Origin of the sequence: Brenneria sp. L4-2C (genome assembly GCF_040240335.1) — a bacterium.
Taxonomy (GTDB): domain Bacteria; phylum Pseudomonadota; class Gammaproteobacteria; order Enterobacterales; family Enterobacteriaceae; genus Brenneria.
In genome coordinates this window covers 690,524-712,514 of the sequence record NZ_JBEIAC010000001.1, presented here as the reverse complement: position 1 = coordinate 712,514, position 21,991 = coordinate 690,524, and the positions used below count along the sequence as shown (strand labels likewise).

Genomic DNA, 21,991 nt, shown 5'->3' with positions numbered 1-21,991 from the left:
TTAATGAGCACGCAAATACATTTATCACGTTCGATGTTTACGGAACAGCCCCGGATACTGCTGGAAAACGCACACTTTTCGGCAACGACGTTTCGCTATGTTTCAGGGATTGAGGCCATCAAATTACAGAATGCGCGCGGGTACATCATCATTTTGCCATTCTACGGGCAGATGATTTGGGATGCCGAATTCGATGGTCATTCTCTGACCATGAGCAATCCTTTTTCGCAGCCGAAGCCGGGCAGTAGCATCATCGATACCTATGGCTGCTTCGCCTTTCATTCCGGTTTGCTAAGCAACGGCTGTCCCGCCGCGGACGATCAACATCCACTGCACGGAGAAATGGCTTGTGCGCCAATGGACGTCGCGCGCTTGATCATCGGCAATGACGCCTTGACGCTGACGGGGGACTATGAGTATGTGAAAGGATTCGGTCATCATTACCGTGCGGCGCCGGCGGTGACTATGACGGCGGGCAGTACGCTGCTGAATATTGAGATGACGGTGACGAATCTGGCGAGCGCGCCTATGCCGTTACAGTATATGTGCCATATGAACTACGCCTATGTGGCCGGGGCGACATTCAGTCAGAACATTCCCGATCGGGCTTTCGCCTTACGCCGCTCCATTCCGGGACATGTACATCCAACGGCGCAGTGGCTGAGTTATACGGAGAAGCTGGCGCAGGCGCCGGAAAGCTTCAATGCGCTGGATGAACCTGGGTTTTACGATCCGGAAATCGTTTTTTTCGCCGATAATCTGTCTCAGTATGCGCAGCAGGTGGAGTTCAGTATGCATGCGCCGCAGGGGCATCGTTTTGTGACCCGTTTTTCCAGCGCGGAGCTGAATTATGCGACTCGCTGGGTTTTGTATAACGGCGATCAAAAAGTAGCGGCCTTTGCGTTACCCGCGACCTGCCGGCCTGAGGGATACAATGCGGCTCGTCGGGCAGGAACCCTGATTGAAATGGCCGCCGGCGAAACACGGCGTTTTCATGTGGAAACCGGGCTGGGTTAAGGGTTTTGGGCGGGATGCAAAAAAGAAAACGCCCATCGTTCTTGAACCTGAAAGGCGGGAACGACGGGCTCCTCAATATGGGGATAACAAAGAAAAGCAGTGGCAGTAATTCAGACTCTGGCCTTAAGGAAAAGTTCTGCCTTTTGTCAGAAATAGTGACAATTTTTTATACTTCCTGTTATCCCGGCAATTCCGGCCAGATGATGATGATCAGCGAACCGGCCAATGTCAGCAATACATTGGCGATGGCATAGGTACCCGCATATCCCAGCGCCGGAATATTGCTGCGGGCGGTATCGCTGATAATCTCCATTGCCGGCGCGCAGGTTCTGGCGCCCATCATGGCGCCAAACAGCAGGGCGCGGTTCATGCGCAGCACATAAGCGCCGAATAAAAAGCAGATAACCACCGGCACCAGGCTGACGATTAAGCCCGAGACCAGCATTTGCATCCCTATTTCGCCGAAGCTGCGGCCGATACTGCTGCCGGCGCTTAATCCGACGCCGGCCATAAACACCATCAGGCCGAATTCTTTCACCATATTCAGCGCCCCTTGCGGGATATAGCCGAACGTCGGGTGGTTGGCGCGCAGAAAGCCGAGCATGATGCCGGCAAACAGTAAACCGGCGGCATTGCCGATGCCGAACGTGAAATTACTGAACTGGATGGTGATCAGGCCGACCATGATGCCGATGATAAAGAATGCGCAGAAGGCCAGCAGATCGGTCACCTGGCTGTGAATGGAAATAAACCCGATTCTGTCCGCAATGCTTTTTACCCGGCGGGCGTCGCCGCTAACCTGCAACACATCCCCTTTATTCAGCACCACGCCGTCATCAATAGGCATTTCAATCTGGCTACGGATAATGCGGTTAAGAAAACAGCCGTGATCGGTAAGTTTCAATTGGCTGAGACGTTTACCGACCGCATTGTGGTTTTTCACCACGATTTCTTCGGTGACGATGCGCATATCCAATAGGTCGCGATCGAACACTTCTTTCCCATCGCGGAAGTTGGGGTTCAGACGGGCATGAGCATCGGGGTAGCCCACCAGAGAGATTTCATCGCCAAGTTGCAGTACGGCGTCGCCATCAGGATTGGCCAAAATGCCATTGCGGCGGATGCGTTCAATATAGCAGCCCGTCTGGCGATAAATGCCCAGTTCCCGCAGATTTTTCCCGTCAGCCCAGGCGACCAGTTCCGGACCGACGCGGTAGGCGCGGATAACCGGCAGGTACACTTTTCGCTGGCTGTCGGTATCAAGCCCACGTTCACGGGCAATCTGCTGCGCGCTGGTCGGCAAGTCCTGATGCTGTAATTTGGGCAGATAGCGCGCGCCGAAGATCAGGCTGACCAGGCCGACAAGATAGGTCAGCGCATAGCCCAGGCTTAGGTGGTCCTGCTCTACGCCTATTTGCGCGCCGAGGCCGGACATGGTGCGCAAGGTGTCGCCGGCGCCGACCAAGACGGGGGTGGATGTCATGGCGCCCGCGAGCATACCGGCCGTCAGCCCGATCCCCCAGCCGAATAACTTGCCTAATCCCAGCGCCAGCAGCATGGCGCTGACCACCATCACCAGGGCAAGCATGAGGTAATTCTTGCCGTCGCGGAAAAAAATTGAAAAGAAATTAGGCCCGGCTTCCACTCCGACGCAAAAAATAAACAACATAAAACCGAGATTGAGCGCTTCGGTGTTAATCGAAAAATGTTGTTGTCCGAGTAATAACGATACCACCAAAACACCAATAGAATTACCGAGTTGTACTGGCCCCAGACGTAACTTCCCAAGGCAAAGTCCTAATGAAAGAACCACGAATAACAGCAGAATGTAATTCCCGTTTAACAAATCAGCGACGTTTATATTCATGGGATGTAACTTGTCATTTACCAGTAAGTGCTTGATATAAATGGTTATAGAGGCTAGATTTAGCCATTAACTGCATAGGTTCCACTGACATCATAAATAACTGTCGGCGAGCAGGAACCCGGCGCGATCAGTCTAATTTATGCTGTACAAATTGTTCATCGCAATTATTGTGGCGTCGCTATTCTAGATGTTTGTTGGTCTTACAACCAGTATTCACTGAATAAATAGTGGCGATACCTCACTTTATGTCATATCGGGGATATTCAGTCATTCATATTTACCGTGTCGAAGTTTAACCCCATCGCTTTTTCAGGCGTGATCGCAGCGCATTCCCGGCGTTATCGTCCGGGGATACGGTCAGGCCGCAGCGTGAAACAGGTGGAGCAGGGCATCGGTCAGATATGACGTGGACGGCATATCAAGAGAGGAAACGTATGGCGAACGATAAAGGTTGGATTGGTTCAGCCTGTTGTTTTTTATTGTTTACCGTGGTCTTTTTAGGTCAGAAAATGAATGTGCCTGATGTGGTCTCTGACGATGGGCTGCGTGGCGATCCCGGAATGTTGCTCTTTTTATTGCCGGGCATCGTGGCAAGCTGTCTGTCCCGGCGCGGACGGCTGCTGTATCCATTGATTGGATCGCTCATCGCGATGCCGGTGTGCCTGCTTATCCTGCATTTTGGCCGCGCGCCCAATCACTCGTTCTGGCAAGAGCTGGCTTATATGTTGAGCGCGGTATTCTGGAGTGTGCTGGGCGCGCTGGGCGTTTTATGCCTGCATGCGACCTATCGGCGGTATTTTCGCTGAATCGGCGTTTATCGCGGATGGGGCTTGCTCCTCTATTCGGACAAAACGCTATCGGTTTGAACAACGCGATAACTGATGGTCGAATTCGTCGGGAACGACGTTGATCAGCAACGGCAGGCCAGCCAGCGGTGAGAGGCAGGATGTCTCTCAATTAACCCTGATACGCTTGCTCAAGTCCGTGATTCAGGTGACTGACAAAGCTGCCGGAGCAGATTTGAACGCTGCTTACAGCAGCCGAGTAACAAAGTCGACGCACAGGCAACTTGCCTTTATGACGAATACATACGGCTAAAATTGATCCATCGGCAAATTATATAAAAAATGTTTAAAGAGACCGCTGGTTATATAATATCAAAATATGTTGAACTGGTTGACGACTAACAGGTTCACCCGGCCAAAATACGCTCAGTCCGACTACTACTGTTGCGGTGATTTATCCTATATTTTTTCTCCACATGTCAGGCATTATTTTAGTAGCAGGCGGATTCGGCATCCGGCACTATCACCTCTGAATATGTTTCCCTGGTGAAGGACATTATTCACATACCCCGATTGATCTGGCATGATATAAATATCTCGAACTTTATGTTCTTATAACGCTGCTTACCATAACGCAATATGCAAATATGAGAACGGGTGAAAACCCCTCTTGTTTCAGAAGACTATTTGTGCTATTGACCAATCATGAATGCTGTAAATATCTTTTATATATAAATAATAAGGATGCGAATAATAAATGAATTTAAATATTACCGATAAGCCGGATCAAAGTGAACAAGACTACGTTATTCAAAGTTTGTGGCAGCACAATGAAAAATATGACGCCGTCGATATTCAGCCATTATTTTTGAACTTCAAGGATCAGACCGGCGCCATCGTGGCGGGTCTGGTGGCCAGAACCTGGTGGGGAGGCCTTGAAGTACAATATCTATGGGTCAGCGAGAAATACCGAAAAACCGGATTAGGCAGCCAACTGATGAAAAAAGCCGAAGAGGAAGCGCTTAAACGCGGTTGCCATCTGGCCTATGTCGATACCTTCAGTTTTCAGGCGCGGGGCTTTTACGAGAAACTGGGATATCGAGAATACGGCAACCTGCCGGGATATGCCCACAAGCATACGCGGCACTATTTAGCAAAACTGATCCGCTGAGTCAGCCTGAGTCTAAAAGGAGGGCAGGATGCCATCGTCATCAAAAAGTATGAATGATTATATCCGCAGCCTTATCACCATGATGGAGTACCTGAATGAGCCCTGGGGGATTAAAGATTTGGAATCCAGGCATATCTATATGAATAAAGCGGCATACCTTTATACCAATACGCCCCTGAATTTTGATATCGAGGGGAAGTTTGATGATGAGTTTCCTGCCGGTTGGGCTGAGTTATCCGATGACCTGAAAGAGCATGATCGCCGTACGGAAAATAGCGCACAGCGCGTTACCGTTATCGAAACCCACTATTGGTACGGCAAAAAAACGCTAACGCCGTTCATTAGCGAGAAAATCCCCATCTTTAATGCAGAGCGGATTTGCATCGCAACCATGTGGAACGCCAGGCCGCTTAATACGCTGTCGCCTCTGGTTTATATTGACCACAAAAAGCCCACGACGTTAAATACCGAATTAACCACCAGCATTTTTACCAAGTCTGAACTTGATATTGTTTTTCTGATCTTGCAACGACTAAGCAATAAAGAGATCGCCAGAAAAATGAACGTTTCCTATAAAACCATTCAGAATAGAGTATATAGCATATATCAAAAGGCGAACGTCCATTCATTGAATCAATTCGAGGAGTTTTGTCGTCATCTGGGACTGGATAATTATGTTCCAAATTCGCTCATAGAGAAAGGCATTCAATTTATTTAAATATAAGGAAGATATTCGGATGGAAAGTATCGATGATTATCCGGTCAGTCGGGTGCCGATGAATGTACGGTTGCCCTTTTTTAATGTGGCATTGGTCCATATAGGGATGCTGACCGCGCTGGATCAATTTATGTTAGGCGCCGTACTGGGCAACGCAATGACGCTGCGCGATGCCTTTATCTCGATTTTTATCGGCAGCTCGATATTCGGGGTGGTAACGTTGGGCCTTGGCTATGCGGGTATGAAAGAGGGATTATCCGGCAGTTTGCTGGCCCGATGGTGCGGTTTCGGCCGCGTGGGTTCCGTATTGATCGGCGTGGTGATAGCCGTCAGCCTGTTGGGCTGGTTCGGCGTGCAAAACGCCGTCTTTGCCAAAGCCCTCAACTTCGCCCTCGGCGACAGGTTAGGCTTTGGCTGGTCGGCCACCCTGTCCGGCGCCGCGCTGACGATTCTGGTCGCCTTTGGCTTCAAGGCGTTAAAATTTACCGCGAAAATAGCCGTTCCGCTGTTTATCTTTATTGTCGGCTATATCTCCGTTATGACCCTCTCGGGGCACAATATCGCCGAGTTGCTGCGTTCCGCTCCCGCCGGCGCGGCCGTTTCCATCAGCGCCGGCGCCACCATGGTGGTCGGCGGCTGTATTGTGGCAAGTTTAATTACCCCCGATATGACCCGTTATTCCCGAAAAGGCAACCACGTTTTCTGGATCACCATTATGTCGATCATCGTGGGGGAATTTATCGTCAACGGGTTGGCGATATTAATTGCCCGGGCGCTGAATACCGCCGATGTGGTGACCATCATGTCGCAAACCGCCGGGGGTATCGGGCTGATCGCGGTCATTTTCTCCACATTGAGAATCAATGACATCAATCTTTATTCGTCATCATTGGGTATTGCCAACGCCATAGAAGGCATGACCGGCAGAAAACTCAGCTATATGTCGATCACGCTGGTGATTGGGTTTATTGGCACCTTCCTTTCCGTGATGGGTATTTTGGATAGGTTCGTGGATTTTCTCACGCTGCTTGGCGTACTTTTCCCGCCGATTATCGGCATCATGCTGGTCGATTATTATATTTTACGCACTCATGGACAATTACTCGCCGCGAGCAGAAAAGCAGGCGAACTGCCGGAAGCCGCCGATACGCCGTTGATCGGTTGGGCGGCCATCGCCGCGAGTGTTGCCGGCGCCATAGTAGGCTTCGCCATAGAATGGGGGATTCCGGCGCTTAATTCGCTATTGGCGGCCAGTCTTCTGTATTGGCTGATTAAACGCGGCAGCAGGGTTTCGACCGGACATTAAACAGGCCGTGCCATCCTTTAAAAAAATGCCGGTCAGCTTAAGCGACCGGCATTCAGCCTGTTGACAAATCTATCCATTCTCACCGCGCGACGTCCTTTGTCATCAGCCTTATTACGCAACATGCGTCTTTTTTGTCGTGCGCCGATTATTTTTGGAACAAACTCAAATTTTCTTTCGCGTAAGCTTCAAAGTCCGTACAGCCGCCGATGTGTTTTTCATCCAGGAATATCTGCGGCACGGTTTCAACCGGTTTGCCTACCGTCTTCGACAAATCGTCTTTCGTGATGCCTTCCGCCCGGATATCGACATAGCGGAAACGGAAGTCATCACGCTGTTCAGCCAGTTTTTCTGCCAACGCTTTGGCGCGCACACAGTATGGACAACCCGGGCGCCCGAAAATAACAGCGAACATGTAAACTCCTTATAAATGGGAAAAGTGTCGTTTTTCTGAAATTGCCGGCGAATGCCTATCTTTAATGCGGTGACTATGCCTGCATTAGCCGATGAAAAAAAGTCGTCGTTGCCTGTCGCAATAATTCGCTTTATCTATCATATACGCTTCCTTTATCGGTTGCAGCCTTGTTGGCCTTGCTTGCCCGACAAGGGCGTGATGGCGGCGGTGGAAGAAAGTTGGTCCGGCGTGTCGGCTGACCTATAATTATCCGCTGGGGTCGGCGGAATATCCTATGCGCGCTCGGCGTCTGTTTGCATTAAGGATCCGCACAGTATAATGACGCCATGCATCAGAACTTTTCATCGGTAAAGTACATAATGCCTGAAGGATATCAGAGTGACGCCCACCATTGATCTATTACGACATCATCGTTCCATTCGTGCTTTTACCTCACAAACGCTGACGGACGAACAGCGCGGCGCGATCGTCGCCGCCGCGCAAAGCGCTTCCAGCTCCAGTTTTTTACAGTGCAGTTCAATTATCCGCATTACCGATCCGGCCATGCGGCAGACGTTGGTTCACTATGCCGGCGAGCAGGGCTATGTTGCGCAGGCGGCGGAGTTTTGGGTGTTTTGCGCCGATTTTTACCGTCATCTGCAAATATTTCCACAGGCCGAAACCGGCTTGGCGGAACAGTTGCTGATAGGCTGCGTGGATACCGCCATCATGGCGCAGAACGCATTGGTCGCCGCAGAGTCATTAGGGTTGGGCGGCGTGTTTATCGGCGGCATCCGCAACAATATCGCTGATGTCACCGCTTTGCTGCAACTGCCGAAACAGGTGCTGCCGTTATTCGGTCTCTGCCTGGGATACCCCGACGCCGATCCGGCGTTAAAACCGCGATTGCCGCCGGCAATGTTAATGCATGAGAATACCTACCAACCGCTCGATCGTGAAAAACTGGCCGAATACGATCGGCAATTGGCGGAGTATTACCTACAGCGCACCCATAATCGGAGTGATAGCTGGAGCGAACATGTCCAGCGCACGCTAAAAAAAGAACTGCGGCCGTTTATGCTGGATTACTTGCATCGGCAGGGATGGGCGATACGTTAGTATCCGCATTGCCGTTATTTTTCAAGACGCAATTGCGTCGGCCCGGAGGCGGGCAGGATAGCCCGCCATCAATCTATTGGGTATGGGACATTTATGAAGATTGCGATTCTGTCTCGTGATGGTTCGTTATATTCCTGCAAACGGCTGCGTGAAGCGGCGGAAGAGCGCAAACATCGGATTGATATCATTGACCCGCTGTCCTGTTACATGAATATCAATTCGGCGGCGCCGTCGGTGCATTATCGCGGGCGTCGGCTGGTTAAATATGATGCGGTTATTCCGCGCATTGGGTCGCAAATTACGTTTTACGGCACGGCGGTGCTGCGCCAGTTCGAATGCTTGGGAAGTTTCCCGCTTAACAACGCCGTCTCGGTTATCCGCGCCCGCGACAAGCTGCATTCGCTTCAGTTGCTGGCCGGCGCCGGCATCGATCTTCCGGTTACCGGTTTTGCCCATTCGCCGGATGATACCAGCGACCTGATAGAAATGGTCGGTGGCGCGCCGCTGGTCGTGAAGCTCGTGGAAGGCACGCAGGGTATCGGCGTGGTGCTGGCGGAAACCCGCCAGGCCGCGGAGAGCGTGATTGACGCTTTTCGCGGCCTGAATGCCCATATTCTGGTGCAGGAGTATGTGCGGGAGGCACGGGGCAGGGATATTCGCTGTCTGGTGATCGGCAACCGGGTGGTGGCAGCCATCGAACGACAGGCTAAAGCGGGCGAGTTTCGGTCCAATTTGCATCGCGGCGGTTCGGCGAGCAGGGTGCAAATTACCGCCCGTGAGCGAGCGGTTGCGCTTAATGCGACCAAAACGTTGGGATTGAATGTCGCCGGAGTGGATATTTTGCGCGCCGAGCGCGGGCCTCTGGTGATGGAAGTGAATGCCTCGCCGGGGCTGGAGGGCATCGAAAGCACCACCGGGATTGATATCGCCGGCATGATCATTGAATTTATCGAGCAACATGTCCGGGCGTTATCGGCGCATAAAGGTTAGCGTTTTGTATCTTGGCCGGCGCGCATCGGTCAAAAAAGGTGGCGGGCATGAACGGCCCGCCATAAAATACGCAACGGGTCGTTGGTGATTTATCGCAATTTAACGCGTGTTTGTCATGGCATCGGGCGGTAATATTCCGTAAGCTATGGACCCTTTTTTAACAACAGTCAGCATGAGGCAAAATAATGGATTCACTCATCGTCCCGGATTTGGCTATGCTACGGCGGTGGCTGGATCAATTAAACATCCTGTTTTTCGAATGCGACTCCTGTCAGGCGCTGCATTTACCGCATATGCAGAATTTTGACGGCGTATTCGACGCCAAGGTTGATCTGGTGGATAACGTAGTGCTGTTTTCGGCCCTGGCCGAGGTGAAACCCAGCGCGTTAATCCCGCTGGTGGGCGACTTGAGTCAAATCAACGCCAGTTCCCTGACGGTAAAAGCCTTTATCGATGTCCAGGATGACAATCTGCCGAAGCTGATCGTTTGTCAGTCGTTCAGCGTTGCCGCGGGTATGACGCTGGAGCAGTTCAGGCACTTCATGCAGCAATCTGAAGAGCAAATATCAATGGTCATTTTAGAGGCCGGGGCAAATAATCTTCTGTTTATTGGTGATGAAGAAGAAACTCCTGCCAGTAGAATGAATACCTCCTTCCTTCATTGAAGCCATTGCTGCCAACGGCAGCAATCAGTTTTACTTATTTTAAGTCATCCGTCATTTATTCTACATTTTTGCTGTTTTTACCGAGCATTAATCGGCGTTTATCGGTAAATGCCCCTATTGCATAGATAAAATATGAATAAATAATCGATAAAAACCATTTTTTCCGTTCGACTATGGTATGACCGGTGCAGTGCGGTTATGCTTAATTTCTGTCACAGTTTTGCGATAGGCTCGCATTTGTAACGGCGTCCGCTATGCTGCATTCAACGCAGATAGCCGGAAAGATGAACAACATAACTATTCATTGCTTGCTGTCGCGATGACATAGACGCAGGAAGATTTTTGTATCCGACGGATATAAGTTTACTCTCATGAATCACATCCTTGTATGGAGGAAGGAACGGATGTTCACCCAACGTAAAAAATGGTTATCGGGTGTTGTTGCTGGCTTAATGATGGCCGCGTCCGTCACCGCGTCTGCGGAAGAGAAAGTGCTGCATGTTTACAACTGGTCTGACTATATCGCGCCGGACACGTTGCAGAATTTCCAGAAGGAAACGGGAATAAAAGTGGTTTATGACGTGTTTGACTCCAATGAAGTATTGGAAGGCAAACTGATGGCGGGCAGCACCGGGTTTGATTTGGTCGTGCCTTCGGCCAGTTTTCTCGAGCGTCAACTCGCTTCCGGCGTTTTCCAGCCATTGGATAAAAGTAAACTGCCGAATTACAAAAATCTCGATCCTGAACTGTTGAAACTGATTGCTCAGCACGATCCGGATAATAAATATGCGTTGCCGTATTTATGGGCGACCACCGGCATCGGCTACAACGTCGATAAGGTCAAAGCGGCGCTTGGCGCCGATGCGCCGGTTGATAGCTGGGATCTGGTATTGAAACCGGAAAATCTGGAAAAGCTGAAAAGCTGCGGCGTCTCTTTCCTGGATGCGCCTGAAGAGATTTTCGCCACCGTCTTGAACTATCAGGGCCAGGATCCTAACAGCACCAAAGCGAACGACTACACGACGTCGGCGACGGAACTGTTGCTGAAACTGCGCCCCAGCATTCGCTACTTCCATTCCTCGCAATATATCAACGATCTGGCGAATGGCGATATCTGCGTCGCTATCGGCTGGGCCGGCGACGTGATGCAAGCGGCCAACCGCGCCAAAGAAGCCAAGAACGGCGTCAACATTCATTACAGTATCCCGAAAGAAGGGGCGCTGGCGTTCTTTGATGTTTTCGCCATTCCGGCGGATGCCAAAAATGTGGATTCCGCCTATCAGTTCCTGAACTATCTGCTGAAGCCGGACGTCATCGCCAATATCAGCAACCATGTGTACTACGCCAGTGCGAATAAAGAAGCGGTGCCGTTGGTGAACGAAGACATTCGCAACGATCCCGGTATCTATCCGCCAGCGGACGTACGCGCCAAGCTGTTTACGCTCAAGGTTCAATCGCCACAAATTGACCGCACGCGTACGCGCGCCTGGACCAGGGTAAAAAGCGGAAAGTAAGCGTTTTTCATCCTGAATATGTATACACAACAGGCGGCCGATACCGCCTGTTTGCACTATTAAGAGTGTCTAATCGTGTCGCCTCATGTGCGTAAAGGCCGTATTCCGCCTGAAGCCAGACGGCGACTTGTTTTGCTTTTGCCGGAGAGCAATGCGAAGTGAGTGAAGCTATTCCCCGTCCCCAACCCAGGCCCCAAAAAGCGGTGACGCCGCTGTTGGAAGTTCGTAACCTGACTAAATCATTCGATGGCCAGGCCGCCGTCGACGACGTGAGTCTGACTATTTACAAGGGTGAAATATTTGCGCTGTTGGGCGCTTCTGGTTGTGGAAAATCCACGCTGTTGCGTATGCTGGCAGGGTTTGAACATCCCACACAGGGCCAGATTGTGCTGGATGGACAGGATCTTTCTTTGGTCCCGCCTTACCAGCGCCCCATCAATATGATGTTTCAGTCATATGCGCTGTTCCCCCATATGACGGTGGAAAAGAATATTGCTTTCGGTTTGAAGCAAGACCGGCTATCGCGTTCCGAGATAAAAGATCGCGTGGAAGAAATGCTGACGCTGGTGCATATGCAGGAGTTTGCCGGACGTAAACCCCATCAGCTTTCCGGCGGTCAGCGTCAGCGCGTAGCGCTGGCGCGCAGTCTGGCCAAACGTCCCAAGCTATTGTTGCTGGATGAACCCATGGGCGCGCTGGATAAAAAACTTCGCGATCGCATGCAGCTTGAAGTCGTCGATATTCTGGAGCGCGTCGGGGTGACCTGCGTCATGGTGACGCACGATCAGGAAGAAGCGATGACGATGGCCGGGCGCATCGCCATCATGAACCGCGGCAAGTTTGTGCAGATTGGCGAGCCGGAAGAGATATACGAGCATCCGAATACCCGCTTCAGCGCCGAGTTTATCGGTTCCGTCAATATGTTTGAAGGCGTGCTGACCGAGCGCCGGGATGACGAGTTGATTATACGCAGCCCCGGACTGGTTCATCCGCTGAAGGTCGATTCCGATGTATCCATCGTTGACGGCGTGCCGGTGTATATCGCGCTCCGGCCGGAGAAAATCATGCTTTGCGATCGGACGCCGGCCGACGGCTGTAATTTCGCCGTCGGGGAAGTGGTACACATTGCTTACCTGGGCGACCTGTCGATTTATCACGTCAGACTGAACAGCGGGCAGATTATCAGCGCGCAGTTGCAGAATGCCGACCGCTATCGCAAAGGCTCGCCGACCTGGGGCGACGAAGTGCGGTTGTGCTGGGACGCTGATAGTTGCGTGGTGCTGACGGTGTAGCGGGGAGTGATAATGACAATGTTTTCTGGACATAACGCCGCCGTACCGCCGGAAGAGCAAAGAGGGCGATTCGCCCTGCTGATTGCGCGCTGGCGCCAGGAGCACGGCCGTAAGCTGGTGATTGCGCTGCCGTATTTCTGGCTGCTGCTGCTGTTTTTGCTGCCGTTCCTGATTGTATTCAAGATCAGCCTGGCGGAGATGGCGCGCGCGGTGCCGCCTTATACCGACCTGATTTCCTGGGCGGATGATAAGCTGGATATTTCGTTGAATCTGGCGAACTATCTGCAATTGCTCGGCGACCCGCTGTATGTCGATGCCTACCTGCAATCCTTGCAGGTTGCGGCGATATCGACGCTGGGCTGTCTGTTGATCGGTTATCCGCTGGCCTGGGCCGTGGCGCACAGCAAGCCTTCCACCCGAAATATTCTGCTGTTATTGGTTATTCTGCCGTCCTGGACATCGTTTCTTATCCGCGTGTATGCCTGGATGGGGATTTTGAAAAATAATGGTATTTTGAATAACTTTCTTTTGTGGCTGGGCGTTATCGATCAGCCGCTGGTGATTCTGCATACCAATCTGGCTGTGTATATCGGCGTGGTGTACTCCTATCTGCCTTTTATGGTCTTGCCGATCTATACCGCGTTAACGCGGCTGGATTATTCACTGGTTGAAGCCTCGCTCGACCTGGGCGCCCGGCCGTTGAAAACCTTTTTCAGCGTTATCGTGCCGTTGACGAAAGGCGGCATCATCGCGGGGTCGATGCTGGTGTTTATCCCCGCCGTGGGCGAGTATGTGATCCCGGAACTGTTGGGCGGACCGGATAGCATTATGATTGGCCGTATTTTGTGGCAGGAGTTCTTTAATAATCGTGACTGGCCGGTAGCTTCCGCGGTGGCGATTATCATGCTGCTGTTGCTGATTATGCCGATCATCTGGTTCCACAAGCATCAAAGCAAAACCGCGGAGGGCGAGCAATGAATAATCTGCCGGTAGTGCGTTCGCCGTGGCGCATTGTGATTTTGGTGCTCTGTTTTACCTTTCTCTACGCGCCGATGCTGATGTTGGTGATCTATTCCTTCAATAGCTCCAAGCTGGTGACGGTATGGGCGGGATGGTCAACGCGCTGGTATGCTGAGCTGTTCCATAATTCGGCGATGATCAGCGCGGTCGTCCTCAGCCTGACGATCGCGGCGGCCTCGGCCACCATGGCCGTGGTGCTGGGAACGCTGGCGGCGGTGGTGATGGTGCGTTTCGGCAGTTTCCGCGGGTCAAACGGCTTTGCATTTATGCTGACCGCGCCGTTGGTGATGCCGGATGTAATCACCGGGCTGTCCCTGTTGCTGCTGTTTGTCGCATTGGGGCATGCCATCGGCTGGCCGGCGGAGCGCGGAATGTTCACCATCTGGCTGGCCCATGTGACGTTTTGCACCGCCTATGTCACGGTGGTGATCAGCGCGCGCTTGCGGGAGCTGGATCGTTCTATTGAAGAGGCGGCGATGGATCTGGGCGCCACGCCGTTAAAAGTGTTCTTCATTATTACGGTGCCGATGATTGCGCCGGCGTTGATCTCCGGCTGGCTGCTGGCGTTTACCCTGTCGCTGGACGATCTGGTTATCGCCAGTTTTGTTGCCGGGCCGGGCTCCACCACGCTGCCGATGCTGGTGTTCTCCAGCGTAAGGATGGGGGTTAATCCACAGATTAACGCGCTTGCTTCTTTGATATTGTTGGTCGTCGGCATTATTGGTTTTATTGCCTGGTGGTTTATGGCCAGGGCCGAGAAACAGCGTCAGCGTGATTTGCAGAAAGCCAGACGGGGTTAATTCGCCGCCGTTTGTTTTTTAGCTGCCGGCCTCGCTGTTAATAACAACGCCACCTTCGTCTGGTGGCGTTGTTGTTCTATATAAAGGGAGAAACTGGCGATTTTGTACAGTAAAAGCAAACGCATACCGCGAAAAAAATATGCGCCCGTGCCGGTAATGGTGGCCGGCATCGCCATCATTGCGCTCCGCGTTGTGGGAATTTTACTGCTGGCCTGGGAGTTGGGCCTGAGTGAACTGGGCGGATGGATAGCAAGCAGCGTGCAGCAATGGGACTCGGCGCTGATCCTGCTGCTGTCGCTGGCGGTGATCGGCACGGAAATTCGCTGTGGTTTGGCCGTACTGGCAGGGGCTAACTGGGGTCGTTGGGGATATGTGATCTGCCAGTGTCTGGTGGCGTTCTATATGCTGCTCGCGTCCTTGAGCGAACATTTTCCGGCGATATTCCATATTTCCGGCGATAATCACCTCGCGGTATTGCACCAGCTGTTATTACAGCAGATCCCCGATCTGCTGGTCGTGATATTGCTTTTTTTGCCGCGCCGCTCCAGGCGTTTTTTTACTCGTCTCATCCCTGAGACTCGCCCTTCGGGCCGCCGCAAGCGGCGTTGAAAAACGCTCCAGGCGTTTTTTTACTCGTCTCATCCCTGAGACTCGCCCTGCGGGCCGCCGCAAGCGGCGTTGAAAAACGCTCCAGGCGTTTTTTTACTCGTCTTCATCCCTGAGACTCGCCCTGCGGGCCGCCGCAAGCGGCGTTGAAAAACGCTCCAGGCGTTTTTTTACTCGTCTTCGTCCCTGAGACTCGCCCTGCGGGCCGCCGCAAGCGGCGTTTTTTTCTGCGGCGGAAATGACGGCGCGGTGGTGGTACAATCCGCGTCATTCTGTTTTCACCTGATAGTTAGATTTTTTATGCATTGTGCGCGGTATAGCGCGGGAACCTGTCGTTCCTGCCAGTGGCTGGAAAAAACCTATCCACAGCAACTCGCTGATAAACAGCAACATCTTACCGACTTACTACAGTCACGCCCGGTTGAACAATGGCTGCCCGTTTGTCCTTCGGCTCAGTCTGCTTTTCGCAATAAAGCGAAAATGGTGGTCAGCGGCAGTGTTGAGCGACCGTTGCTGGGCATGCTGCATCGCGATGGCGAGGCGGTCGACCTGTGCGACTGTCCGCTTTACCCGGACAGTTTCGCGCCGGTGTTTGCCGCCCTGAAGATATTTATCGCCAGAGCCGGGCTGACGCCCTATAACGTCTGCCGTCGGCGCGGCGAGCTAAAGTATTTGCTGCTGACGGAAAGCCGCTGGCGCGGCGCCTTTATGCTGCGCTTTGTTCTGCGCTCAGAAAAAAAACTCGACCAGTTGCGGGCGGCATTGCCCTGGCTGCAACAGCAGCTCCCCCAGCTTGAGGTGATCTCGGTCAATATTCAGCCGGTGCATCAGGCGATTATGGAAGGGGAGACGGAAATTATCCTCAGCGACGCGTCATCGCTGGCGGAACGGCTTAACCATGTCCCGCTCTATATTCGTCCGCAAAGTTTCTTTCAAACCAATCCGCAGGTGGCCGCGGCGCTGTACGCCACCGCCCGCGACTGGGTGGCGGAATTGAATATCCGCAGTATGTGGGATTTATTCTGCGGCGTCGGCGGTTTTGGTCTGCATTGCGCCTCGCCGACCATGCGCTTGACCGGTATAGAGATCAGCGCCGAGGCCATCGCCTGCGCGCGTCTGTCCGCCGAGCAGCTCGGTCTGACGCAACTCGCGTTTCAGGCGCTGGATTCAACGCAGTTCGCCGTCGCTAACGCCCGGATCCCGGATTTGGTGCTGGTCAACCCGCCGCGCCGGGGTATCGGCCGCGAGCTGTGCGACTATCTGAGCCGTATGGCACCGGACTATATCCTTTACTCCAGCTGCAACGCCGAAAGTATGGTGAAAGATATGGACGTTATGACCAACTACCGTGCCGTACGGGTACAGTTGTTCGATATGTTCCCGCATACCGCGCATTATGAGGTATTGACGCTGTTGCAAAGAAACGCGCGGGACTGAGCGAGGGGAAAGCGGTGCACTACGCGGTATGCGCTACCGCGTAGTGCAAGCGGGGATTTATTGCGGGAACCACTTATCGTTAATCGATTGGTACGTGCCGTCGGCTTTGATGGCCTCCAGCGCGTTATTCAGTTTTTCCAGCAGCGCCTTGTCATTCGGGCGAACGGCAATGCCTAACCCGGTTCCGAAGTACTCCGGATCCGTAACGTGTTGGCCGACGGTGGCCAGCGTCGGGTTGGTTTTGATCCACTCGTTCACCACGGCGGTATCGCCGAATACGCCGTCAATACGGCCGTTTTTCAAATCCAGCACCGCATTTTGATAGCTGTCGTAAGCCACGGTTTTCACTTCCGGATGCTTGTCGTTCATGTATTTTTGGTGGGTTGTACCGTTTTCCATACCGATACGTTTCCCCTTCAGAGCGGCAAAATCACTAAATTTGCCTTTCTGTGCGATAACCACCGCCGAGTTGGCATAGTAAGGCTGGGTGAACGCCACTTGTTTGCTGCGCTCCGGGGTGATATCCATCCCGGAAATCACCGCGTCATAGCGACGGAATTTCAGCGCGGGGATCAGGCTATCGAACGCCTGATTCGTGAATGTACAACTGGCCTGCATCTGTTTACACAGCGCTTTCGCCAGATCCATATCGAAACCCACGATTTCGTTATTCGCATCCAGAGACTCGAACGGCGGATAAGTCGCCGATGACGCGAAGCGGATGGTGTCTGCGGCTGCGGCGCTGAATGTCATCCCTGCCAGTAATGTGGCGATCAACAATTTTTTCATGTACATACTCCAGTCTGTTTCTTTTACTCGTACGGCGCGTTATCCGTACGGCAATGCCGGCTCAATGGCGGATACACCAGAAAACCCTGTCAGTTCCTGCGTTCAAACGCCAGCGCGCGTCGCTCGATCAAGCGCATCAGCAACGTCAGTATGCCGTTGACGCAAAGATAGATAACGCCCGCCGCGCCGAATACCATGACGTCATAGGTGCGGCCATACATCAGTTGGCTATACCCCATGACTTCCATCAGGGTAATGGTGTAGGCCAAAGAGGTGCTTTTAAACACCAGCACCACCTCATTTGAATAGGATGACAGCGCCCGTTTAAAAGCAAACGGCAGCAGAATATGCAGCGTTTGTTTCTTCGACATGCCCAGCGCCGCACAGGATTGCCATTGCCCGTCAGGGATGGCTTTTATCGCACCGTAGAATAGCTGGGTAGTGTAGGCGGCGCTATTGAGCGCCAGCGCGACCATGGCGCACAGCCAGGGTTGCGACAGCAGGCGCCATAGCCACGGAATTTGCTGAATAGCGGTAAACTGACCGGGACCGTAGTAGATCAGGAAGATTTGCACCAGCAGCGGCGTGCCGGTAAACAGCGTGATGTAGCCTTTCGTCAGCGCAGACAACACCGGGACTTTTAACGTCAGCACGATGGTCAGCAACAGCGACAGCGCCAGCGCCACGAGGATAGCCACCACGGTCAGCGTCAGGCTGGTGTGCAGACCTTTAAGCAGCTCAGGTATATAAGCGAGCATCAGGACGGCCTCCGTTCAAAACGGGTGGTTCTCTGCTCAATGCGCTTGAGAACGTACTGGCTTAATAGCGTGATCGCTAAATAGACTGCCGCGGCAACCACATACCAGGTAAAGGGTTCCTGTGTCCGGGTGGCGATGCTCTTTGTCTGCAACATCAGATCGTTTACGCTGATGAGCGACACCAGCGCCGTGTCCTTCAGCAATACCAGCCACTGGTTACCCAGGCCGGGCAGGGCATGACGCCACATCTGCGGCATAATCAGGCGGATAAAAACGGCCGATTTGCTCAACCCCAGCGCCTGACCGGATTCCCACTGGCCTTGCGGTACGGCTTTCAGCGCGCCGCGCAGCGTTTGCGAGGCATAAGCGGCGTACAGCAGCGCCAGCGCGATAACGCCGCACAGGAACGGGCTGACCTCAAACGTTTCGATGTTCAATTGAATCGGTATCTGCGCCAGATACAGATTCAGGGTAAAGCCGTCCGCCAGCATCATCAGTAGCTGGGAAGAACCAAAATAGATAAACAGCACCACCAGAATTTCCGGCAGGCCGCGCAATAGCGTCACCAGCATCGTCCCACACCAGCCGAGCGCTCTCCACCGGGCGGTTTCCCAGACGGCGAACAGCATGGCGAGTATAAGCCCCAACGCCAGCGCGGAAAGGGCAAGGCCGACGGTCATGCCGGCGGCGCTTGCAATAGGTTGAAATTCAGTCATTGAGAGTCGGATTACTGCTGAAACCATTTTTGGTAGATGGTCTGATAGGTACCATCCTGCTTGATTTTGTCGAGGGCGTCGTTGAATTTTTTCAACAGCGCCTCGTTATTCTGACGAACGGCGATCCCCAGACCAATGCCGAAATAGTCTTTGTCCGTGACGTTGTGACCGACAGCCGACAGGTTGTCGTTCTGTTTCAGCCATTCATTGACCACGGCGGTATCGCCGAACACCGCGTCCAGACGGCCGTTTTTCAGATCCAGCACCGCGTTCTGGTAGCTGTCGTAGGGTACGGTGTTAATCTCGCGGTGTTTATCCATCAGGTATTTCTGGTGGGTCGAGCCGTTTTGCACGCCGACGCGTTTTCCTTTCAACGCGGCGACATCGGCGATTTTGCCCTTCTGGGCAATGAACAGCGCGGAGTTGTCATAGTAGGGCTGGGTAAACGACACCTGCTGCTGACGTTCCGGCGTAATATCCATTCCGGCGATAACGGCTTCAAAGCGGCGGAATTTCAGACCGGGGATCAGGCTGTCGAAAGCCTGATTGCTGAAAGTGCAGGTAGCCTGTATTTCTTTGCAAAGTGCGTTAGCCAGATCGATATCGAAGCCTTGAATGTTATTGGCGGCGTCGACGAATTCGAACGGCGGGTAGGAGGCTTCGGTGGCGAAACGGATGGTGTCCGCCGCGCTGGCGGAGGTGCCGACGGCAGCGAGCAGGGCGGCAACGATTAATTTCTTCATTGTTATTTTCCTATCATTAATCAGTGGGATAAATAGCCGGCAAACTCTTTGGTCTGGGGCCGGGAGAAATGACTGGCGTCGCCTTGCTCCACAATGCGTCCATTTTCCATGTACACCACTCTGCTGGCCGTTTTGCGCGCAAATTCAACCTCGTGGGTCACAATCGCCTGAGTAATGCCGGTTTGCGTCAGTTCCTGGATAATGCCGACCACCTGAGCGGTAATTTCAGGATCCAGCGCCGCGGTCGGTTCGTCGAACAGCAGCACCTGAGGCTCCATCATCAGCGCACGGGCAATGGCGACGCGCTGTTGCTGGCCGCCGGAAAGATGAAGGGGGTAACGATCGGCGAAATCATTCAAACGCAAACGGGTCAGCAATTTATCCGCTCGCGCTCTGGCCTCGTTTTTTCCCAAACCGAGTACGCGGCAGGGCGCTTCAATCAGATTTTGCGTCACCGTCAGATGGGGCCAGAGATTATATTGCTGGAAGACCATCCCCACGTTTTGGCGTAGTTCGCGAATCGCGTTTTCTGCGGGCGGCTGATTGAAATCAAACTGCTTGCCGGCGATGGATAACGTACCGGAGCGCGGCATTTCCAGCAAGTTGAGGACACGTAGCAGAGAACTCTTCCCGGCACCGCTGGGCCCAAGCAAAACCAGCGTTTCGCCCGCAGGACAGTTGAGTGAGATATCGAACAACGCCTGGTGTGCGCCATAAAAACAATTGATGCCGTCTAGTTGAATACTCATGCGTAAGAATTGAATAGCCATTGATGCCGCGAATGTTAACGTCGGCAGAATAGTTATGCAATCGCCGTAGGTTAAAATTTGCTGATAAGCGGTTTGTTGCTTAAATAATAGCACAAAACACTGGTTTCTCCGCTCACGGACGGACAGGGTCGGCGGTGACGGAAATTATCCGGTCAGATAATTTGCTTATGGCGAAAGCCGCTGCGCGCGATGACGAAAAGCGGCTATGTTAATACCGTCGGTTTTGATACAGCCGTTGCCGTCTAAACGCGCGTTAATATAGGCTGTTACGTTCATCCATCATGCAGGAGCTCATTATGCAATTATCTACCACCCCGGTTCTGGAAGGGTTCACCATTACGGAATATTGCGGCGTCGTGACCGGCGAAGCGATTCTGGGCGCGAATATTTTCCGTGATTTTTTCGCCGGCATTCGCGACATCGTAGGGGGTCGCTCCGGCGCTTATGAAAAGGAATTGCGTAAAGCCAGACAGATTGCGTTCAAAGAATTGCAGGAACAGGCGGCGGATCTGGGCGCCAATGCGGTGGTCGGGATCGATATCGACTATGAAACCGTGGGCAAGGACAGCAGTATGCTGATGGTGTCAATCAGCGGGACCGCGGTGAAAGTCCGCCGTTAATCAATGCGTCATCACTTCAGACAGCAAACTGGCGAGAAATCACAGTGGGAAAGTCATGATCAAATGCCTCGTTATTCTGATGTCGCTATTGCTGGCCGGGTGTCAGTCGGCGTCTTCGCTGAAGGATCTGGGCCGTTATAAAGTCGATAGCGCGCATCATGCGCAGGCTCAGGAATCGCGTATCCGTTTTCTGGTGATCCACTATACGGCGGAGGATTTTTCCTCTTCGCTGAGTACGCTGACGGACGAACACGTCAGCGCGCATTACCTCATCCCGGCGCATCCGCCGCTTGATCAGGGTAAGCCGGTGGTATGGCAACTGGTGCCTGAATCGCAAGCCGCGTGGCATGCCGGGGCCAGCGGCTGGCGTGGATTTACGCGTCTTAATAATTCGTCGATTGGCATTGAACTGGAAAACGCCGGCTATCGACGCACGCTGACCGGCGTAAAATGGGCGCCGTTTCCCCCGCCTCAGATTGCGGTATTGACGGATATGGCCCGACAAATCGTTGCGCGTTATCAGATTGCGCCGCAAAACGTGGTCGCCCATAGCGATATCGCGCCGCTGCGCAAGTTGGATCCGGGGCCGTTGTTTCCCTGGGAGCAACTGGCGCGGGCGGGGATAGGCGCATGGCCGGACGCGAATCGGGTGACGTTTTACCTCCGGGGACGGAAACCGGACGAACCGGTTAACGCGGCGAGTCTGTTGAATAAATTGGCGCGCTACGGCTATCCGATGGCGAATGACATGACCGAACGCCAGAAACAGCAGGTTATCGCCGCTTTCCAGATGCACTTCAGGCCCGGGAATTATCAGGGGAGCGCGGATGCGCAGACGGAAGCGATTGCGGACGCGCTGCTTGAGAAATACGGCTCCGCTGCGGTAACCCGGTAACG

The 21,991-nt window shown here is 53.1% G+C and carries 24 protein-coding genes; 16 read left to right on the top strand and 8 right to left on the bottom strand.

Annotated elements, in window-relative coordinates; all coding sequences use genetic code 11:
* Positions 1-3 precede the first annotated feature (3 nt).
* Positions 4-1,017 carry an aldose 1-epimerase family protein gene (locus tag ABRZ26_RS03335; protein ID WP_319602801.1) on the top strand — a complete coding sequence of 338 codons (1,014 nt, stop codon included), beginning with the start codon at positions 4-6 and terminating at the stop codon, positions 1,015-1,017.
* Between the two features lie 178 nt (positions 1,018-1,195).
* Here the strand turns inward: ABRZ26_RS03335 and ABRZ26_RS03330 are convergent, their stop codons facing one another.
* Positions 1,196-2,884 (bottom strand): aspartate:alanine antiporter, encoded by a 1,689-nt coding sequence (locus ABRZ26_RS03330; RefSeq protein ID WP_319602800.1) that lies wholly within the window; start codon positions 2,882-2,884, stop codon positions 1,196-1,198.
* A gap of 434 nt (positions 2,885-3,318) precedes the next feature.
* On the opposite strand from ABRZ26_RS03330, the gene ABRZ26_RS03325 reads away from it, so the two are divergent.
* The 4 genes from ABRZ26_RS03325 (at position 3,319) to ABRZ26_RS03310 (ending at position 6,864) form a co-directional block, all read left to right on the top strand.
* On the top strand, positions 3,319-3,690 hold the full coding sequence (locus tag ABRZ26_RS03325; protein WP_319602799.1) for an inner membrane protein YbjM: 372 nt from the start codon (positions 3,319-3,321) through the stop codon (positions 3,688-3,690).
* 736 nt (positions 3,691-4,426) lie between these two features.
* Positions 4,427-4,840: a GNAT family N-acetyltransferase gene (locus ABRZ26_RS03320; RefSeq protein ID WP_319602798.1), complete on the top strand. Its 414-nt coding sequence runs from the start codon at positions 4,427-4,429 to the stop codon at positions 4,838-4,840.
* Between the two features lie 28 nt (positions 4,841-4,868).
* On the top strand, positions 4,869-5,558 hold the full coding sequence (locus tag ABRZ26_RS03315) for a helix-turn-helix transcriptional regulator (RefSeq protein WP_319602797.1): 690 nt from the start codon (positions 4,869-4,871) through the stop codon (positions 5,556-5,558).
* A gap of 19 nt (positions 5,559-5,577) precedes the next feature.
* A complete protein-coding gene (locus ABRZ26_RS03310; protein ID WP_319602796.1) occupies positions 5,578-6,864 on the top strand; it encodes a purine-cytosine permease family protein in 1,287 nt (428 codons plus the stop codon).
* 145 nt (positions 6,865-7,009) lie between these two features.
* Here the strand turns inward: ABRZ26_RS03310 and ABRZ26_RS03305 are convergent, their stop codons facing one another.
* Positions 7,010-7,276 (bottom strand): GrxA family glutaredoxin, encoded by a 267-nt coding sequence (locus ABRZ26_RS03305; protein WP_319602795.1) that lies wholly within the window; start codon positions 7,274-7,276, stop codon positions 7,010-7,012.
* Between the two features lie 378 nt (positions 7,277-7,654).
* On the opposite strand from ABRZ26_RS03305, the gene nfsA reads away from it, so the two are divergent.
* From nfsA to potI, 7 genes are all read left to right on the top strand, one after another.
* Positions 7,655-8,374 carry an oxygen-insensitive NADPH nitroreductase gene (gene nfsA, locus ABRZ26_RS03300; protein ID WP_319602794.1) on the top strand — a complete coding sequence of 240 codons (720 nt, stop codon included), beginning with the start codon at positions 7,655-7,657 and terminating at the stop codon, positions 8,372-8,374.
* Between the two features lie 93 nt (positions 8,375-8,467).
* Complete coding sequence (gene rimK, locus ABRZ26_RS03295) at positions 8,468-9,364, top strand: 30S ribosomal protein S6--L-glutamate ligase (protein WP_319602793.1); 897 nt, start codon at positions 8,468-8,470, stop codon at positions 9,362-9,364.
* A 185-nt stretch (positions 9,365-9,549) separates the two neighbouring features.
* Entirely contained in the window at positions 9,550-10,029 is a 480-nt protein-coding gene (locus ABRZ26_RS03290; protein WP_319602792.1) for a type III secretion system chaperone family protein, read from the top strand.
* 404 nt (positions 10,030-10,433) lie between these two features.
* Positions 10,434-11,543 (top strand): spermidine/putrescine ABC transporter substrate-binding protein PotF, encoded by a 1,110-nt coding sequence (gene potF, locus ABRZ26_RS03285; RefSeq protein WP_319602791.1) that lies wholly within the window; start codon positions 10,434-10,436, stop codon positions 11,541-11,543.
* Positions 11,544-11,701: 158 nt separating this feature from the next.
* Positions 11,702-12,835: a putrescine ABC transporter ATP-binding subunit PotG gene (gene potG, locus ABRZ26_RS03280; protein WP_319602790.1), complete on the top strand. Its 1,134-nt coding sequence runs from the start codon at positions 11,702-11,704 to the stop codon at positions 12,833-12,835.
* A 12-nt stretch (positions 12,836-12,847) separates the two neighbouring features.
* A complete protein-coding gene (gene potH, locus ABRZ26_RS03275; protein WP_413556067.1) occupies positions 12,848-13,813 on the top strand; it encodes a putrescine ABC transporter permease PotH in 966 nt (321 codons plus the stop codon).
* Positions 13,810-14,655 (top strand): putrescine ABC transporter permease PotI, encoded by an 846-nt coding sequence (potI, locus tag ABRZ26_RS03270; protein ID WP_319602789.1) that lies wholly within the window; start codon positions 13,810-13,812, stop codon positions 14,653-14,655. Before potH ends, potI begins: the two co-directional genes overlap by 4 nt.
* Here potI and ABRZ26_RS03265 read toward each other — a convergent pair.
* Positions 14,652-14,834, bottom strand: a complete 183-nt coding sequence (locus ABRZ26_RS03265; protein ID WP_319602959.1) for a hypothetical protein — start codon at positions 14,832-14,834, stop codon at positions 14,652-14,654. The genes potI and ABRZ26_RS03265 overlap by 4 nt on opposite strands.
* Here ABRZ26_RS03265 and ABRZ26_RS03260 point away from each other — a divergent pair.
* Positions 14,812-15,264 (top strand): YbjO family protein, encoded by a 453-nt coding sequence (locus tag ABRZ26_RS03260; RefSeq protein WP_319602948.1) that lies wholly within the window; start codon positions 14,812-14,814, stop codon positions 15,262-15,264. The genes ABRZ26_RS03265 and ABRZ26_RS03260 overlap by 23 nt on opposite strands.
* Positions 15,265-15,561: 297 nt before the next feature.
* Entirely contained in the window at positions 15,562-16,698 is a 1,137-nt protein-coding gene (rlmC, locus tag ABRZ26_RS03255) for a 23S rRNA (uracil(747)-C(5))-methyltransferase RlmC (RefSeq protein WP_319602788.1), read from the top strand.
* 57 nt (positions 16,699-16,755) lie between these two features.
* Here the strand turns inward: rlmC and artJ (ABRZ26_RS03250) are convergent, their stop codons facing one another.
* The 5 genes from artJ (ABRZ26_RS03250) to artP form a co-directional block, all read right to left on the bottom strand.
* Positions 16,756-17,487: an arginine ABC transporter substrate-binding protein gene (gene artJ / locus ABRZ26_RS03250; RefSeq protein WP_319602787.1), complete on the bottom strand. Its 732-nt coding sequence runs from the start codon at positions 17,485-17,487 to the stop codon at positions 16,756-16,758.
* A gap of 89 nt (positions 17,488-17,576) precedes the next feature.
* Complete coding sequence (artM, locus tag ABRZ26_RS03245; RefSeq protein WP_319602786.1) at positions 17,577-18,245, bottom strand: arginine ABC transporter permease ArtM; 669 nt, start codon at positions 18,243-18,245, stop codon at positions 17,577-17,579.
* Positions 18,245-18,961 carry an arginine ABC transporter permease ArtQ gene (gene artQ, locus ABRZ26_RS03240; RefSeq protein WP_319602785.1) on the bottom strand — a complete coding sequence of 239 codons (717 nt, stop codon included), beginning with the start codon at positions 18,959-18,961 and terminating at the stop codon, positions 18,245-18,247. Before artQ ends, artM begins: the two co-directional genes overlap by 1 nt.
* Positions 18,962-18,972: 11 nt before the next feature.
* The gene (artJ, locus tag ABRZ26_RS03235; RefSeq protein ID WP_319602784.1) at positions 18,973-19,704 is read right to left on the bottom strand and encodes an arginine ABC transporter substrate-binding protein; all 732 of its coding nucleotides are present in this window, start codon (positions 19,702-19,704) and stop codon (positions 18,973-18,975) included.
* Between the two features lie 20 nt (positions 19,705-19,724).
* Positions 19,725-20,453: an arginine ABC transporter ATP-binding protein ArtP gene (gene artP, locus ABRZ26_RS03230; protein ID WP_319602947.1), complete on the bottom strand. Its 729-nt coding sequence runs from the start codon at positions 20,451-20,453 to the stop codon at positions 19,725-19,727.
* A 317-nt stretch (positions 20,454-20,770) separates the two neighbouring features.
* Between artP and ABRZ26_RS03225 the strand changes: the two genes are divergently transcribed.
* Complete coding sequence (locus ABRZ26_RS03225) at positions 20,771-21,094, top strand: heavy metal-binding domain-containing protein (protein ID WP_319602783.1); 324 nt, start codon at positions 20,771-20,773, stop codon at positions 21,092-21,094.
* A gap of 55 nt (positions 21,095-21,149) precedes the next feature.
* Positions 21,150-21,989: an N-acetylmuramoyl-L-alanine amidase gene (locus ABRZ26_RS03220; RefSeq protein ID WP_319602782.1), complete on the top strand. Its 840-nt coding sequence runs from the start codon at positions 21,150-21,152 to the stop codon at positions 21,987-21,989.
* Positions 21,990-21,991: the final 2 nt, after the last annotated feature.